The 14,301-nt window shown below is 68.9% G+C and carries 13 protein-coding genes; 9 read left to right on the top strand and 4 right to left on the bottom strand.

Translation table 11 applies throughout. The features are described 5' to 3' along the window. Positions 1 to 301: 301 nt before the first annotated feature. The 3 genes from ACFXJL_RS16075 to ACFXJL_RS16065 all read left to right on the top strand — a co-directional run bounded on the left by ACFXJL_RS16075 (position 302) and on the right by ACFXJL_RS16065 (position 3,169). Positions 302 to 1,537: an SAV2148 family HEPN domain-containing protein gene (locus ACFXJL_RS16075; RefSeq protein ID WP_358878386.1), complete on the top strand. Its 1,236-nt coding sequence runs from the start codon at positions 302 to 304 to the stop codon at positions 1,535 to 1,537. A 332-nt stretch (positions 1,538 to 1,869) separates the two neighbouring features. Continuing rightward, positions 1,870 to 2,592, top strand: a complete 723-nt coding sequence (locus ACFXJL_RS16070) for a 3'-5' exonuclease (protein WP_358878387.1) — start codon at positions 1,870 to 1,872, stop codon at positions 2,590 to 2,592. A 205-nt stretch (positions 2,593 to 2,797) separates the two neighbouring features. Then, a complete protein-coding gene (locus tag ACFXJL_RS16065; protein WP_384692773.1) occupies positions 2,798 to 3,169 on the top strand; it encodes a limonene-1,2-epoxide hydrolase family protein in 372 nt (123 codons plus the stop codon). A gap of 37 nt (positions 3,170 to 3,206) precedes the next feature. Here ACFXJL_RS16065 and ACFXJL_RS16060 read toward each other — a convergent pair whose 3' ends face one another. Further along, complete coding sequence (locus ACFXJL_RS16060) at positions 3,207 to 4,058, bottom strand: aminoglycoside phosphotransferase family protein (protein ID WP_358878389.1); 852 nt, start codon at positions 4,056 to 4,058, stop codon at positions 3,207 to 3,209. Positions 4,059 to 4,260: 202 nt separating this feature from the next. Between ACFXJL_RS16060 and ACFXJL_RS16055 the strand changes: the two genes are divergently transcribed. Genes ACFXJL_RS16055 through mgt form a run of 4 tightly spaced genes read left to right on the top strand, consistent with a single transcriptional unit; the run spans position 4,261 to position 8,574 of the window. Beyond that, on the top strand, positions 4,261 to 5,166 hold the full coding sequence (locus ACFXJL_RS16055) for a carbohydrate ABC transporter permease (RefSeq protein WP_384632769.1): 906 nt from the start codon (positions 4,261 to 4,263) through the stop codon (positions 5,164 to 5,166). Beyond that, positions 5,163 to 5,999, top strand: coding sequence for a carbohydrate ABC transporter permease (locus ACFXJL_RS16050; protein ID WP_384692768.1), 837 nt, complete (start codon positions 5,163 to 5,165; stop codon positions 5,997 to 5,999). The genes ACFXJL_RS16055 and ACFXJL_RS16050 overlap by 4 nt, the downstream gene beginning before the upstream one ends. Beyond that, positions 5,999 to 7,315: an ABC transporter substrate-binding protein gene (locus ACFXJL_RS16045; RefSeq protein WP_384692765.1), complete on the top strand. Its 1,317-nt coding sequence runs from the start codon at positions 5,999 to 6,001 to the stop codon at positions 7,313 to 7,315. The genes ACFXJL_RS16050 and ACFXJL_RS16045 overlap by 1 nt, the downstream gene beginning before the upstream one ends. A gap of 53 nt (positions 7,316 to 7,368) precedes the next feature. After that, positions 7,369 to 8,574, top strand: coding sequence for a macrolide-inactivating glycosyltransferase (gene mgt / locus ACFXJL_RS16040; RefSeq protein ID WP_384692762.1), 1,206 nt, complete (start codon positions 7,369 to 7,371; stop codon positions 8,572 to 8,574). Positions 8,575 to 8,692: 118 nt separating this feature from the next. Here the strand turns inward: mgt and ACFXJL_RS16035 are convergent, their stop codons facing one another. Next, a complete protein-coding gene (locus ACFXJL_RS16035; protein WP_384632760.1) occupies positions 8,693 to 10,975 on the bottom strand; it encodes an MMPL family transporter in 2,283 nt (760 codons plus the stop codon). 378 nt (positions 10,976 to 11,353) lie between these two features. Between ACFXJL_RS16035 and ACFXJL_RS16030 the strand changes: the two genes are divergently transcribed. Both ACFXJL_RS16030 and ACFXJL_RS16025 read left to right on the top strand, forming a co-directional pair. Further along, positions 11,354 to 12,550 (top strand): S8 family peptidase, encoded by a 1,197-nt coding sequence (locus ACFXJL_RS16030; protein WP_358878395.1) that lies wholly within the window; start codon positions 11,354 to 11,356, stop codon positions 12,548 to 12,550. Between the two features lie 81 nt (positions 12,551 to 12,631). Then, complete coding sequence (locus tag ACFXJL_RS16025; RefSeq protein WP_384692759.1) at positions 12,632 to 13,183, top strand: DUF1697 domain-containing protein; 552 nt, start codon at positions 12,632 to 12,634, stop codon at positions 13,181 to 13,183. Here the strand turns inward: ACFXJL_RS16025 and ACFXJL_RS16020 are convergent. Together ACFXJL_RS16020 and ACFXJL_RS16015 are read right to left on the bottom strand one after the other, a co-directional pair. Then, a complete protein-coding gene (locus ACFXJL_RS16020; RefSeq protein WP_358878397.1) occupies positions 13,177 to 13,374 on the bottom strand; it encodes a DUF4236 domain-containing protein in 198 nt (65 codons plus the stop codon). The genes ACFXJL_RS16025 and ACFXJL_RS16020 overlap by 7 nt on opposite strands. Positions 13,375 to 13,542: 168 nt before the next feature. Next, complete coding sequence (locus ACFXJL_RS16015) at positions 13,543 to 14,298, bottom strand: sirohydrochlorin chelatase (RefSeq protein WP_384692756.1); 756 nt, start codon at positions 14,296 to 14,298, stop codon at positions 13,543 to 13,545. Positions 14,299 to 14,301: the final 3 nt, after the last annotated feature.

Genomic DNA, 14,301 nt, shown 5'->3' with positions numbered 1-14,301 from the left:
GACCGGGCACGCCAAGAGGCGCTTGGTCCGAATTCTCCTAGAAAGTATCGCTGTATCCCCTCGTAGGAGCGGTGGGCGACGCGGTTGCGTCCGCCGTCAACCTGGCGAAGGTGGACGTCCCCCGGAGGAGGAGCGGGGTCGTACCCCTATGAATCACCTCACTACGGTCGATCTCGCCAGCAAGAACGCACCTGAGACAGAAGGGAGTTGGGAAATGAGCGCGCCGATCGGGCTGCACCCCGTCCCCTCGGGCGAGTAGTCTTCCTTGATCGTTGGGTGGGGGACGGAAGGCGGTGCGCGGGTGAGCTCTGGAGGGCTGGAGCTACCCCCCGGTGACACGGGTCACGAGGGGGGCGCCCCCGAGATCCCGCCCGGTGCGGTCTCGCTCGCCCGGCCCCTGGAGATCGGGGCCGAGCTGGAGTGGGACGCCGAAGCCTGGAGCGAAGTGCGGACCCGCGCCCAGCGGGCGGGGCGGGCCTACATCTGGCTGAATCTGGTGGAACAGCGGCTGCGTGCCGTCGTGGCCGGCGTGCTGCGCCCCATCTACGAGCCGGTCCACGGCAGCGAGGACTGGGTGGTGGCCGCCGCGGGCCCGGCCGGACAGGAATGGGTGCAGCGGGCCGTCGCGGTGCGCGAGGTCTCCCGCCGCAAGGGCTATCTGCTCGACCCCGCCGACGACAACGTCCTCTCCTTTCTGACCCTGCCCCAGCTGCGGGAACTGATGCTCCAGCACTGGCCGTGCTTCGAGCCGTACTTCGACGAGCGGCGCGATGTGGAACTGGCGCTGGACGAGCTGGAAGTCACGCGCAACGTCGTGTCCCGCAACCGTGCCCTCAACGAAGCCGTCCTGGCCCAGGCCGAACGGGCGTCCGCCCGGCTGCTGGACATGCTCGGGAGCGGGATCGGCACCCGCTCGTCGGACCGGCTGCCCGTGGACGCGGTCGAGGACCTGGTCGGCGACCGTTACGCCGATGTGGTCTCGGTGCACCCCGACCGGGTGCGGCTCCAGCGGCAACTGCCGGCCGAGGACCTGTTCGGAGGCGCACGGCGGGTGGACGCCGTCGGGATCGGCCTCAACCTCCTCGTGCAGAACTTCTCCGGCCGCCGACTGGTCCGGCTCGCCGAGTCGGGCTGCCGGGTGCGACTGCTCTTCCTCAACCCGGCCAGCAGTGCGGTCAAGCGGCGCGAACGAGAGCTGGGCATCAGGAAGGGCGAGCTGAGCCGCACGGTGGAGATGAACATCCTCCATATGCGGCGGGTGCGCTCCCGACTGCGCGACCCCGGTGCGTTCGAGATCCAGGTCTTCGACGAGACCCCCCGCTTCACCGCCTATCTGGTGGACGGGGACGGTCCCGACGGAGTGGCCGTGGTGCAGACGTACCTGCGCAAGGCGCGGGGCATGGAGGCTCCCGTCCTGGTGCTGCGCGGTGGGGCCCGCAGTGTGGTGCGACCGGGGGCCGAGGGAGAGCACGGGTTGTTCCAGACCTACCGCGAGGAGTTCGAGTCCATCTGGGCCGACTCGCGGCCGGTCTCCTGAAACGCCCGGACAACAACCGCCGCGACGAGCGCCCGCACAACCGCCGCGACGAACGCCCGGACACGCCGGGACGAACGCCCGGGCAGAACGCCTGGGCGACGGGTCGGACAAATGCCCGGACCGTACGCACCCTCGGGAGGCGTCCGAGGCCCCATGCCTCACGCCACCGCCCGGGAGCGGCAGCGCCCCTCGCGGGCCCGTTCCCACCGGCGCCCACCCTTCGACGCCCCACCTCGTGCCTTCGGCCCGGAACTCGGAGCCGTTGTCAGTGGCCCGTGCGAAGGTGGGAACCCAGTGGGGGAGAGCACCACAGCACACAGGAGGGGGCCACGATGGCTTGGCATGCAAAACCGCTGGTCGGCTTCGACCTGGAGACGACGGGGACCGATCCGCTGCAAGCGAGGATCGTGACCGCGGCCGTCGTCCAGGTGGGAGAGCGCGATCCGCTGGAGCTGCGCTTCTGGCTTGCGGACCCCGGGGTCCGCATCCCCGAGCAGGCGTCGGCGATCCATGGGATCAGCAGCGAGCGGGCAGCGGCGGAAGGCCGTCCTGCGCGCGAAGTCGCGGACGAGATAGCGAGCGCGCTGTGCGCGCACTGGGAGCGCGATGTCCCCGTCGTCGCCTACAACGCCGCCTTCGATCTCACCCTGCTCTCGGCCGAGTTGCAGCGGCACGCACTGCCCTCCCTGAGCGAGCGTCTTCAGGGTCGGTCCATCGGCCCGGTGATAGACCCGTACACGATCGATCGTGCCGTGGACCGCTACCGCAAGGGCAAGCGGACCCTTGCGGCCGTCTCCGCCGAGTACGGCACACCGCTGGACGACGCCCACGACGCGATATCGGACGCCGTCGCCGCCGTGCGGGTGGCCAGGGCGCTGGCGAAGCGCCACGCCCAGGTGGCGGCGCTCGATCCTGCGGAGCTCCATCAGCGTCAGATCGGTTGGTACGCGCAGTGGGCACAGGACTTCGAGGCGTTCTTGCGCGGCAAGGGCACGGCTGATGCCTCCGTCGACGGGGCATGGCCGTTGCGGGACCTTACGCCGGCGATCACCTGACGGCTCGTTGAGCGACCTCGTACCGCCCTGGCCCGGGTGGGGGTCACCCGCTGCCGAGTCACCGGGGAATCCCTGCGCAGGGCGGAGTTGAGGTGTTCGTCCCGTCCTCGCCCCGCTGGTGGGGCGGGTGGTGTCCCATCGCCGCGGCCGGGTCGGTGCCACCCGCGAGTAGCGTGGTGAGCCCAGTTGCATCGAGAGGGTGGCCATGAGCAGTGGAGAACAGGTGGTCGAGGCGTTCTTCGCGGCCCTGACCCGCATGGATGCGGATGAGCTCGCGGGATGCTTCGCAGAGGACGGCGTGTACCACAGCATCCCGTTGGAACCGGTCGTCGGGCGGGAGGCGATCCGCGACCACTTCGCCGCGTTCCTGGGACGCTTCAGCTCGCTGGGCGTCACCGTGCACCGTCAGGTCGCCGGACCGTCGGGGGAGCTCGTGTTCAACGAGCGCGTCGACTCGGTCCGGCTGCGTACGGGAAGGTCCGTCGACATCCCCGTGGTGGGGGTCTTCGAAATGCACGGCGGTGAGATCACCGCATGGCGGGACTACTTCGACCTCGGCGCGGTCCAGGGCGACTGATCCCACCACGCCCCACCGGCGCCCGCCCCCGCTCTCATCAGAACGGGTACCAGCGGACCTCCGGCTCGTCCTCGCGCAGCGAGCGAACCCTCCGTCGGAACTCCTCCAGCGCCTTGGGGTTGGTCGGGGCGTGCTGAGCCACCCAGGCACAGCTCGCCGTCTCGCGTGCGCCGCGGAGCACCGCGCATCCGGACCACTCCCGCACGTCCCATCCGTACGCCTCGACGAACGACTCGTACGAGCGGGCCGGCAGGCCGTAGCGGTCCTTGGACAGCGCCATCACCACCAGATCGTGCTCGCGCAGATCCGACGAGAACGTCTCCAGGTCCATCAGCACCGGCCCGGTGGGGCCCACGTGCACATTCCGCGGTAGCGCGTCCCCGTGGATGGGGCCACGGGGCAGATGGGGCGTGAGCTTCGCCGAAGCGTCGGCGAAGCCGTCCCTGCGCTCCCGCAGGAACGCCGCGTCCTCGGGATCGATCGCATCTCCGGCCAGTCGCAGCCAACGCTCCACTCCGCCGAGCAGTTCCCGTGGTGGTAGCGCGAACCCCGGTGCGGGCGAGGCGTGCACCCGGCGCAGCAACAGTGCCAGATCCGCGGGTTCGGCCGGCCGCACCGCCTCCGGGAGCCGGTGCCACATGGTCACCGGGTGACCGTCGATCAGCCGTGCCCCGGGCCATGCCGGACGTACGGCGGGCACCCTGGCCTCGGCGAGCCACGCGCCGACGGCAGCCTCACGTTCGGCCCGCCCGAGCAGTTCGTCCGACCGGCCGACCTTGATGACCACGTCACCCGAGGCGAAGACCGCATTCTCACCCAGTGCCAGCAGGGTTGCGTCTGCGGCCACACCCGCCGCGGCCAGCACCTCCCGTGCTCGTGCCTCATCCATCGCCGTGCCTCTTCCGCTTGCTTGTTGCTGACCACTGGTCCCACGGGCCACACCGGTTCTAACCCGCCAAAGTCTCGCATCCACCGCCCGACCTCCTTGACGAAGCCCGGGCCCGTCAGCACGATGACGTAAGCCGTCGTTCGACCATAGAGCAGGATCAATCTCCCTAAAGAAGGTCAAAAGAGCCTAAGGAGTTGAATCTGTGACATCGGCGACCGCGGAACCGCGGTCCGGGAAGCGAACGGACCGAGGGGCCTGGTTTCTGGTTCTCCCCGCACTGATTCCGATCCTCGTGCTCAGCGTGGGACCGCTGCTCTACGGAATCGCGCTCGCCTTCACCGACTCACAGGCCGGCCGCACCGCCCCGACCCAGTGGATCGGCACCCTCAACTTCCGCGACCTCCTCAAGGACACCCTCTTCTGGGACTCCTTCGGCATCGGGCTCCTCTGGGCCGTCGGGGTGACCGTCCCCCAGTTCCTGCTCGGTCTCGGTCTCGCCCTGCTGCTCAACGAGAAGCTGCGACTGCGTTGGCTGGCCCGGGCCCTGGCCATCGTGCCGTGGGCGATGCCCGAGGTGGTCGTCGGCATCATGTGGCGACTCGTCTACAACCCGGATGCGGGAATCCTGAACGAGACGATCCGCGACCTCGGACTCGGTGACGGCCGTGACTGGCTGACCGGATTGGGCACCGCGCTCCCCGCGGTGATCATCGTCGGTATCTGGGCCGGAATGCCGCAGACCACGGTCACCCTCCTGGCGGGTCTCCAGAACACCCCCCATGAACTCCACGAGGCAGCGGCCCTGGACGGCGCCGGAGCCTGGCGGCGGTTCTGGACCGTCACCTGGCCCGCGGTCAAACCCATCGCCCTGGCCATCAGCGCACTCAACTTCATCTGGAACTTCAATGCGTTCGCGCTGGTCTACGTGCTCACCAACGGCGGCCCCGGTGGGCGCACCCGCCTACCGATGCTCTTCGCCTATGAAGAGGCATTCCGCTATGGACAGTTTGGTTATGCCGCCGCCATGGGATGCGTGATGGTCGCGGTGATCTCGGTACTGCTCGCCGTCTATCTGGTGAACCGGATCAGGGGAGGGGAAGCCCGATGAACCGGACCAGTTCCCTGATGAGGGCGGGTCAGTACCTCGCCCTGCTGGGCTATCTCGTCTTCCTGGTGTTCCCCTTCCTCTGGCTGATCTCCACCGCTTTCAAGCCGGCACGTGAACTGGGCTCGCTCCACCCCACCTGGATCCCCCAGAACCCCACCCTGGACAACTTCCGTCAGGCATTCGACGAACAGCCACTGCTCCAGGCGGCGGCGAACAGTCTGATCGCCGCCTGTTGCGCGGCGGTGATCTCCGTCTCCATCGCCACCCCGATGGCCTATGTGATGGCGCGCCACCGCAGCAGGCTCTCCACGGCTGCCACCGGATGGGTGGTGATCAGCCAAGCCTTTCCCTTCGTCCTGGTGATCATCCCGCTCTTCCTCGTCCTGAAGAACCTTCGGTTGATCAACACCCTGTCCGGACTGGTGCTGGTGTACGTCGTCTGGTCGCTGCCGTTCGCGCTCTGGATGCTCGCGGGATACGTCCGCGCGGTTCCGATCGAACTGGAGGAGGCCGCGGCCGTCGACGGCGCGGGTCGACTCCGTACGCTCGTCTCGGTCACGGGGCCCCTGCTGGCACCCGGCATCGCCGCGACGGCGCTCTTCGCCTTCATCACCGCGTGGAATGAGTTCTTCTTCGCGCTCGTCCTGCTGAAGACACCGGAGAAACAGACCTTGCCGGTCGTGCTGACGCATTTCCTGGGGGCCGAGGGAGTCGCCGATCTGGGTCCCCTCGCCGCCGCTGCCTTCCTGGCGACCCTTCCCTCACTGGTGATCTTCGCGCTGATCCAGCGACGCATCACCGGGGGCATGCTGGCGGGGGCGGTGAAGTCCTGATGCGGACCCGCCCGGTGGTGATGGGCCTTCGTCCGGTGGCACTCATCGCCATCTGCGCACTTCTGCTCACCGGCTGCGCCGCGGGCCAGGAGCGGACACCAGGACAGATTCGACTGCGCTTCCAGTCGCTCGCCTGGCAGAAGGAGTCGGTCGATGCCAACGAACAACTGGTGCAGGAGTGGAATGCGCGTCACCCCGACATCCAGGTCGACTACGTCCAGGGCAGTTGGGACAGCGTCCACGACCAGTTGTTGACCTCCTTCGAAGGGGGCGAAGCGCCCGACATCATCCATGACGCGTCCGACGATCTCGCGGACTTCGCCTACGGCGGCTATCTCGCCGATCTCCGAGAGTTGCTGCCGCAGCGGTTGCGGTCGGACATTCCGGAGCGGAGTTGGGAGACGGTGACCTTCGGACGGGGTGTGTACGGCGTTCCCTTCCTCCAGGAGCCCCGGGTACTGATCGCCCATCAGGACATTCTGAACGCTGCGGGCGTCCGCATGCCGACGGTGGAACGCCCCTGGAGTTGGGCCGAGTTCCGCCAGGTGAGCAAGCAGATCACCGCTTCGATGGGCAGGGGAAAGTACGCGGTGGCCTGGCCGCTGAAGGAACCCGTGTCCGTCACCCTCAATCTGGGGCTCTCCGCGGGCGGCCGGCTGTTCCACCGAACGGGCGAGGACTCCAGCAAGGTGGAGGTCGACTTCACGGCGGCGGACGGTGTGGTGCCCAGGACGATCCACGACCAGGTGAACGAGGACCGGACGGCTTCCCGTACCGCCTTGGGCATGGGAGGTTCGGACGCGCTCCCGGGATTCTTCGGCGGCAAGTACGCCATGGTGCCGCTCGGCTTCTCCTACCGGCAGCAGATCGTCCAGCAGGCGCCTCCAGGATTCTCCTGGACGGTACTGCCGATGCCGGTCGGTACGGCGGGTGCGGTGCAGGGGGTCAGCCCGCAGACCCTGTCCATCGCGCAGGACAGTCCGCACAAGCGGGAGGCGATGCGGTTCATCGATCATCTGCTCCAGCCGGCCAACATGGTCCGCCTCGCCCGGGGGGACTGGATGCTGCCGACCGGACTGTCCGCGCTGGCCGACCCTTCGCTGCGGGTGCGGCGGTACGGCTGGGCCGTGGGAGCGGAACTGGCGCGCGGGCTGCGATCCGCCCCCGCCCAGTCGGTGCGCGGCTATCCGGAGTGGAAGGACAAGGTGGCGACCCCTGCGTACCAGGAGTACTACAGCGGCGCGATCGACCTGGACGAACTGCGGGAACGACTGGTCGAGGACGGAAATCTGGTGCTGGCCCGGTATCAGCGCTGAGCGGCGGATTCCAGCGTTTGCACGAAACGTATCGTCTCGCTTAGTCTGGAGCCATGAACGCGCCGCGACCTGCCCACATCGCCATGTTCTCCATCGCCGCACCGGGCCATGTGCACCCCAGCATCGAGGTCATCCGAGAGCTGGTGGCACGCGGACACCGGGTCAGCTACGCGATCCCGGCCTCGTTCGCGGATCGCGTGGCCGAGACGGGTGCCACGCCCGTGGTCTACGACTCCATCCTGCCGACCGAGGACGATCCCGAGGCGTGGGGGACCGAACTGATCGACAACATCGAGCCGTTCCTGGCCGACGCGATCCAGGCGCTGCCCCAACTGGCGAAGGCGTTCGAAGGCGACGAACCGGATCTCGTCCTCCATGACATCACCGCCTACCCGGCCCCCGTGCTCGCCCGCCGATGGAACGTGCCCGCCGTCGCCCTCTGGCCCAACCTCGTGCCCTGGGAGGGGTACCACGAGGAGGTCTCCGCGCCGCTGGTCGAAGGGCTGATGGCGTCGGAGCGCGGACGCGCGTACTACGCGCGTTTCCGGGCCTGGCTCGACGAGCACGGACTGCACGACACGGACCCCGACCACCTGGTGGGCCGGCCCCGCCGGGGCATCGTCCTCATCCCCGCAGCCCTCCAGCCGCACGCGGACCGGGTGGACCCGGCCGTGTTCACCTTCGTCGGCGCCTGTCAGGGGGAGCGCGGCGACCAGGGGGAGTGGCACCGCCCCGAGGACGCGGAGCGCGTGCTCCTGGTCTCCCTCGGCTCCTCCTACACCAAGCACCCCGCGTTCTACCGGGAGTGCGTGCGGGCCTTCGGCGAACTGCCCGGCTGGCACACCGTCCTCCAGATCGGCCGCCATGTCGGCCGGGACGAGTTGGGGGAGATCCCGGCAAGCGTCGAGGTGCATGCGTGGGTGCCACAACTCGCCGTGCTACGGCAGGCCGACGCCTTCATCACCCATGCAGGGGCCGGCGGCAGCCAGGAGGGTCTGGCCACCGCGACCCCGATGGTGGCCGTCCCACAGGCGGTGGACCAGTTCGGCAACGCGGACATGCTGGTGGGTCTCCAGGTGGCCCGCCGACTCGACTCCGCCACGGCCACGGCCGAGCAGTTGCGAGAGGCCGTGCTCGACCTCGTGGGCGATCCGGACGTCGCCCGCCGCCTCGCGGAGATCCGAGCCGGCATGGCCCAGGAGGGCGGAACCCGCCAGGCGGTCGCCCTGATCGAATCGGAGCTCCATCGCGCCGATTGACCAGGCCGAACCGTCTGCGGTGCGGTCCGCGGACACCGAGGGGCGGAGTCCCTCCAAGGACCCCGCCCCTCGACCTGCCCCCGGCAGGGCTCCCCTCGACCTGCCGCCCCGCGGGGCTTCAGACCGCCACGGGCGTGCGACTCTCGTCGTCGTGACCCACCACCGCGGCAGGGGTCTGCGGTCCGCTCTCGTCGTGCGTCATGTCGGGCAGCCACTCCAGCCACTTCGGGAAGTACCAGTTGCGCTCCCCGAGCAGCGCCATCGCGGCGGGCAGCAGCACGCCCCGGATCACGGTCGCATCGATCAGCACCGCCGCCGCCAGACCCACGCCCATCTGCTTCATCGACTGCATCGACAGCGTTCCGAAGATCGCGAACACGGCCACCATGATCACCGCAGCGCTGGTGACCACGCCCGCCGTGGTCACCACCCCGTGGGTGATCGCGTCCCGAGTCGTCCGTCCTTGCATCCGGGCCTCGCGAATGCGTGACACCACGAAGACGTGGTAGTCCATCGACAGCCCGAACAGGATGACGAAGAGGAACAGCGGCAACCAGGCGACGATCGCTCCCACGCCCTCCGCGCCGACCAGGGAAGCACCCCAACCGTGCTGGAAGACCGCGGTCAGGATGCCGTAGGCGGCCCCGACCGAGAGCAGGTTCAACACGATCGACGTCACGGCGATCGTCAGCGAGCGGAACGACAGCAGCATCAGGACGAAGGCGAAGACCACCACGAAGACGAAGACCGGGGTGACCGCTCCGGTGATCTGGTCGTTGAAGTCCTTCGAACCAGCGACCTGCCCGGTGATGGGCGCCTCGACCCCGTCGACCTGGCCGAGGGTGGCGGGCCTGACCTCGTCGCGCAGGAGGTCCAGACTCTTGGCCGCCTCGTCCTGGTCGGCGCCACCGGTCAGCGGTACGTACACGAAGGCCAGGTTCTCGGCATCGTGCGTCACCACCTCGACCGGACCGCCCGAAGCGCCTGATGACACCGCCCGCTCACGGAACTCGGCGATCGCACGCTTCACCGGCGCCGCATTGATGTCGTCCGCCTTCACCACGACCTCGGCGGGCTCCGCCCCGCCAGGGAACGCCTCGTTGATGCGCTCGTACGTCGCCACGATCGGCAGCGAGTCGCCGAACTCCTGGTTCAGCTTGAGTTCCTGGGTCTTCATCCCGAGTGCGGGCAGGGCCACCGCGACCAGAGCGCCCGTCGCCACCAGTAGGGAGATCACCGGGCGCTTGAGCACCCGGCTGAGCACCGCGCTCCAGAAGCGGCTCTCGCCGTTCGCGCCGCCCTTCAGCTTTCCGATGAACGGCACCCGGCCCTTCTCCACCCGGTCGCCGAGCAAGGACAGGAGCGCGGGGAGGACCGTCACCGAGCCCACCATGGCCACGGCGACGACCATCAGCGACGCCAGGCCCATGGACTCGAACTCGCCAATTCCGGTGAAGAGCATTCCCGCCATGGCAACACAAACCGTCACACCCGAGACCACGATGGCCCGACCGCTGGTAGCAGCAGCGATCTGCATGGCCGTTCGGGCGTCCCGCCCGGCGGCCCGCTCCTCCCGTTCGCGCCGCAGATAGAACAGGCAGTAGTCGACCCCCACCGCCAGTCCGACGAGCAGCATGACCGAGTTGGCCGTCTCGCTCATCGGCATGATGTGGCTGACGACCGCCACCAGACCCATCGTCGCCATGATCGCGGAGATGGCGAGTGCAACGGGCAGCAGCGCTGCGACCAGCGCTCCGAACGCGATCAGCAAGATCCCCAGCGCGACCGGCACGGCCGACAACTCCGCCTGCCGGAAGTCGTCCCCGAAGGCGTCGTCGAAGGTCTTGGTCATGCTGGCGCCCCCGATCTGCTCGATCCGCAGCCCGGAATGGTCGCCCTGCACCCCCTTCACGGCCTTCAGGACCGGGTCGATCCGCTCCGCCGAGGTATCGGGGTCACCCCGCATGTCGAACTGGACGAGCGCACTGCGACCGTCCTTGGAGATGCTCCGGCTCGTGTACGGGGAGGTCACCGCGGTCACCTCGCCGGTGGCCTCCACCGCCTTGATCACCGCGTCCACGGCCGCCCGGAACTCGGGTGCGGACGTCTTCAGGGCACCGTCCCTGGCCTGCACCAGCACGGACTCGCTGACCGGCTCCTCGATACCGGCCCGCTCGGCTATCCGGGCGGCCTGCGTCGTCTCGCCCTTGAGCTGCTGACTGCCGTCGATGTCCTGCCGGCCCACGGCCGAGCCGGCCACCATGGAGACCAGGACGAACAGCACCCAGATGCCGACGGCCGCCCAGCGGTGCTGTGCGCTCCACCCCCCGGCCCGCGCGGCAAAGCCACGTGGTCGTGTTCTCGGGGTCTCCGGTTTCTCCGCGTGCTGCGCGTTCTCCATAACAGCCTCAATCCCCCAGTGGGTGCAGTCCCGTTGTCTCGCTCCACGACGTTACGGCCGCACCCGCTTCCACCTCGTCGTACTGTCCGACGAACCTGGAGGAGCGCTCTACTCCTCTGGGACGGGGGGCATCCCCGACAAGAACGGTCCGAGCCCCTTACATCTATTTTCGGTCAGAAGTGGGACCCCTCCCGAGCAACTCCGCAACCGACTTGCGGGAGTTGGCCTGTTGTAGTTGTGAATTCTTGTTGCCAAAGTCACAGATGGTGGAACCGCTTGAACTGGGCGCGTCAATCGGCCAAGGTTTCGAGCCATCTCCCGGAGGATCTCGCGACCGGGAAATGGCCCCCCACACCTGCTGACGAGGAGATCCTCTCCATGGCAACTCACAGACGGAAAAGCAGGATCAAGTCAACGTCGGCCATGGCAGCCATCGCGGCCGTGTCCGGCGGTCTGTTCTTCGGAACGGCGTTCGCCGGCGCCTCCACGGCGCCCGAGGGCGTCGTGCACGGCATCAACGCCGAGGGCGCGGTGGCCGGAAGTTATATCGTGCTGCTGGACGAGAAGGCGGACAAGCGCAGCCTCGCCCAGGAGTACGGCGGCAAGCTGAAGCGTGACTACAGCTCCGCCGTCAACGGCTTCTCCACCACCGGAATGACCGAGGACGAGGCGCGGAACCTCGCCCTGCACCCGGCCGTCGCCAAGGTGGTCCAGAACAAGCGGTTCAGCATCTCCGCGACGCAGACCAACCCGACCTGGGGCCTGGACCGGATCGACCAGGCCACGACCGCGGGCGACCGCCGCTACAGCTACCCCGACACCGCGGGTACGGGTGTGACGGCGTACGTCATCGACACCGGAGTACGGGTCAGCCACCGGGACTTCGGCGGCAGAGCCGTGCACGGGTTCGACGCGATCGACAACGACAACATCGCCACGGACGGCAACGGCCACGGCACGCACGTGGCGGGCACCATCGCGGGCGCCCGGTACGGAGTCGCCAAGCAGGCGAAGATCGTCGCCGTGCGGGTGCTCGACGACCGCGGGTCCGGCACGACCGAGCAGGTCATCGCGGGAATCGACTGGGTCACCAAGAACCGCAAGGGGCCCTCGGTCGCCAACATGAGCCTCGGCGGCAGCGCCGACCCGGCGCTCGATGCGGCCGTCCGCAGGGCGATCGCCTCGGGGATCGCCTTCGGAGTCGCGGCGGGCAACGAGTCGCAGAACGCCAGTGTCGGGTCCCCCGCACGCGTCCGGGAGGCCATCACCGTGGCGTCCTCGACCCGTACGGACACCCAGTCCAGCTTCTCCAACTTCGGTGGGATCGTCGATCTCTACGCCCCCGGTTCCGACATCCCCTCGACGTGGCACACCAGCGACAGTGCCACCAAGACGATCTCCGGAACCTCCATGGCCACCCCGCACGTCGTCGGCGCGGCAGCCATCTACCTGGCCAACCACCCCGGCGCCACCCCGGCGCAGATAGCCAAGGCCCTGACCGACGGCGCCACCCCCGGCAGGATCTCCAACGCCGGCCCCGGCACGATCAACAAGCTCCTCAAGATCGTCCCGTAACCGAGCGGAGCCCCTGCTCCACCGACGACGGTCGCCGCACCCTCCCCCACGGGGTGCGGCGACCGTCCTACCCTGAGCGCCATGACGACCAGATACGCACTCCTGCTGCGCGGCATCAACGTCGGTGGCAGCAGGAAGGTCCCCATGGCCGCCCTCAGGGAGGTCCTGGCCGAGCTGGGCCACTCGGACGTGACCACCTACCTCCAGAGCGGCAACGCGGCCTTCAGCAGCTCATCGGGAGACGATGAGCAGGCCCTCGCCGCGGCCCTGGAGCGCGCCATCGAGAAGCACTTCGGGTTCAACGTCGACTGTCTGGTGCGCGACCATGCGTACCTCACGGCCGTACGGGACGACTGTCCCTTCCCCGCCGATGAGTTGGAGTCCAAGCAACTCCACGTCACCTACTACTCCGAGCAGGTCGCGGCCGACCGTCTCGCCGCTGTCGACCGGGCGGCCTTCGCCCCCGAGGACTTCCGGCTCGGGGACCGCGCGCTCTATCTGTACCTACCGGAGGGGCTCGGCCGGTCCAAGCTCGCCGAGACCCTGGCCAAGCCCCGTCTGCTGCCGGGGGTCATCGCCACCACCCGCAACTGGAACACCGTCCGCAAACTGGTGGAACTCACCGCTCAGTGACGGTGGCGGCGCGAGTGGCGACGCCAGGTGAAGCCGCCCGGCAACCGGACCGCCGCACCACGCCTGCCGTGGCTGTCCCGGGTGAGATGGGCCCGGCGCCCGCCCAGGCTCAGCGACCAGCCATGGGTGCCGATGGTGAGGTGGAGCAGCTTCGGGATCAAGGTGATGCGCTTGTGGTAATGGAACGACATGTCGGCCTCCTTCCCCCGATCCTGCACGGTGCACGCCCTTCGAACGTCACCGGGATGCCACGAAACGGTCACCGCCCCGCCGCCCGCACCGCAGTCGCAGTGGGCACACAGAAGCCGGGGCCCGTGGGCCCCGGCCTCGGCTTCCCCGCCCCCGGTCCGGGAAAGTACTCAGACGAACGCGGCCATCCGGCCGCCCACCAGCGCCGGCAGGGCCTGTTCGTACCGCTCCACCAGCAGCCGCGCCAGCTCCGGTGCCGGACCCAGCACATCCGCCAGTACGTCCGCGGTGCGGGCGCCCTCGGCGATGCGGTCGGGCAGTCGGCCCGGTGCGATGACGTACGGCGCCACCGCAACCCGTTCGAATCCGTCAGAGCGCAACGAGCGCACGACCTCGTCGGTACGGGGAAGGAGTGCGGAGGCGAACGCGGGCCGCACGGCGCACCAACCGGTACGCCGCAGCTCCCGCGCTATGTTTGCGATCACCGCGATCGCCTCCGGGTCTGTGGAACCCGCCGAGGCCAGGACCAGCCCCGTCGAGCGCTTGTCGGCCTCCCTCAGTCCCGCCTCCCGCAGTCTGCGCTCCAGTGCGGCGAGCAGCAGCGGGGACGGCCCGAGGACCTCGGCCTGATGGATCCGCAGCCTCGGCAGCCGGGGCGAAGCCTCCCGCAGTACGGCCGGGATGTCGGACTTGGCATGGAAGGCGCGGGTCAGCAACAAGGGGAGTGCGATGACGTCCTCGACGCCCTTCAGCGCCAGCCGTTCCAACACCCGCGGCACACCGGGGGTGTTGAAGTCCAGGTAGGCGATCTCCACGGACAGCTCCGGCCGGTTCGACCGCACCCGACGCACGAGCGCCTCGACGGTCGAGGCATGGCGCGGATCGCGACTGCCGTGGGCGATGACGAGAAGGACAGGAGGACGCATCAC

The organism is Streptomyces sp. NPDC059256 (assembly GCF_042753785.1).
Classification (GTDB): Bacteria; Actinomycetota; Actinomycetes; order Streptomycetales; family Streptomycetaceae; genus Streptomyces.
This window is presented reverse-complemented; position numbering and strand designations above follow the sequence as displayed.

What these genes read in the sequence shown, in the direction of transcription:
- ACFXJL_RS16070 (WP_358878387.1), top strand. Translation starts at nt 1,870, where the DNA reads ATGGCTTGGCATGCAAAACCGCTGGTCGGCTTCGACCTGGAGACGACG.
- ACFXJL_RS16015 (WP_384692756.1), bottom strand. Translation starts at nt 14,298, where the DNA reads ATGCGTCCTCCTGTCCTTCTCGTCATCGCCCACGGCAGTCGCGATCCG.
- mgt (WP_384692762.1), top strand. Translation starts at nt 7,369, where the DNA reads ATGAACGCGCCGCGACCTGCCCACATCGCCATGTTCTCCATCGCCGCA.
- ACFXJL_RS16030 (WP_358878395.1), top strand. Translation starts at nt 11,354, where the DNA reads ATGGCAACTCACAGACGGAAAAGCAGGATCAAGTCAACGTCGGCCATG.
- ACFXJL_RS16045 (WP_384692765.1), top strand. Translation starts at nt 5,999, where the DNA reads ATGCGGACCCGCCCGGTGGTGATGGGCCTTCGTCCGGTGGCACTCATC.
- ACFXJL_RS16035 (WP_384632760.1), bottom strand. Translation starts at nt 10,975, where the DNA reads ATGGAGAACGCGCAGCACGCGGAGAAACCGGAGACCCCGAGAACACGA.
- ACFXJL_RS16025 (WP_384692759.1), top strand. Translation starts at nt 12,632, where the DNA reads ATGACGACCAGATACGCACTCCTGCTGCGCGGCATCAACGTCGGTGGC.
- ACFXJL_RS16020 (WP_358878397.1), bottom strand. Translation starts at nt 13,374, where the DNA reads ATGTCGTTCCATTACCACAAGCGCATCACCTTGATCCCGAAGCTGCTC.
- ACFXJL_RS16060 (WP_358878389.1), bottom strand. Translation starts at nt 4,058, where the DNA reads ATGGATGAGGCACGAGCACGGGAGGTGCTGGCCGCGGCGGGTGTGGCC.
- ACFXJL_RS16050 (WP_384692768.1), top strand. Translation starts at nt 5,163, where the DNA reads ATGAACCGGACCAGTTCCCTGATGAGGGCGGGTCAGTACCTCGCCCTG.
- ACFXJL_RS16065 (WP_384692773.1), top strand. Translation starts at nt 2,798, where the DNA reads ATGAGCAGTGGAGAACAGGTGGTCGAGGCGTTCTTCGCGGCCCTGACC.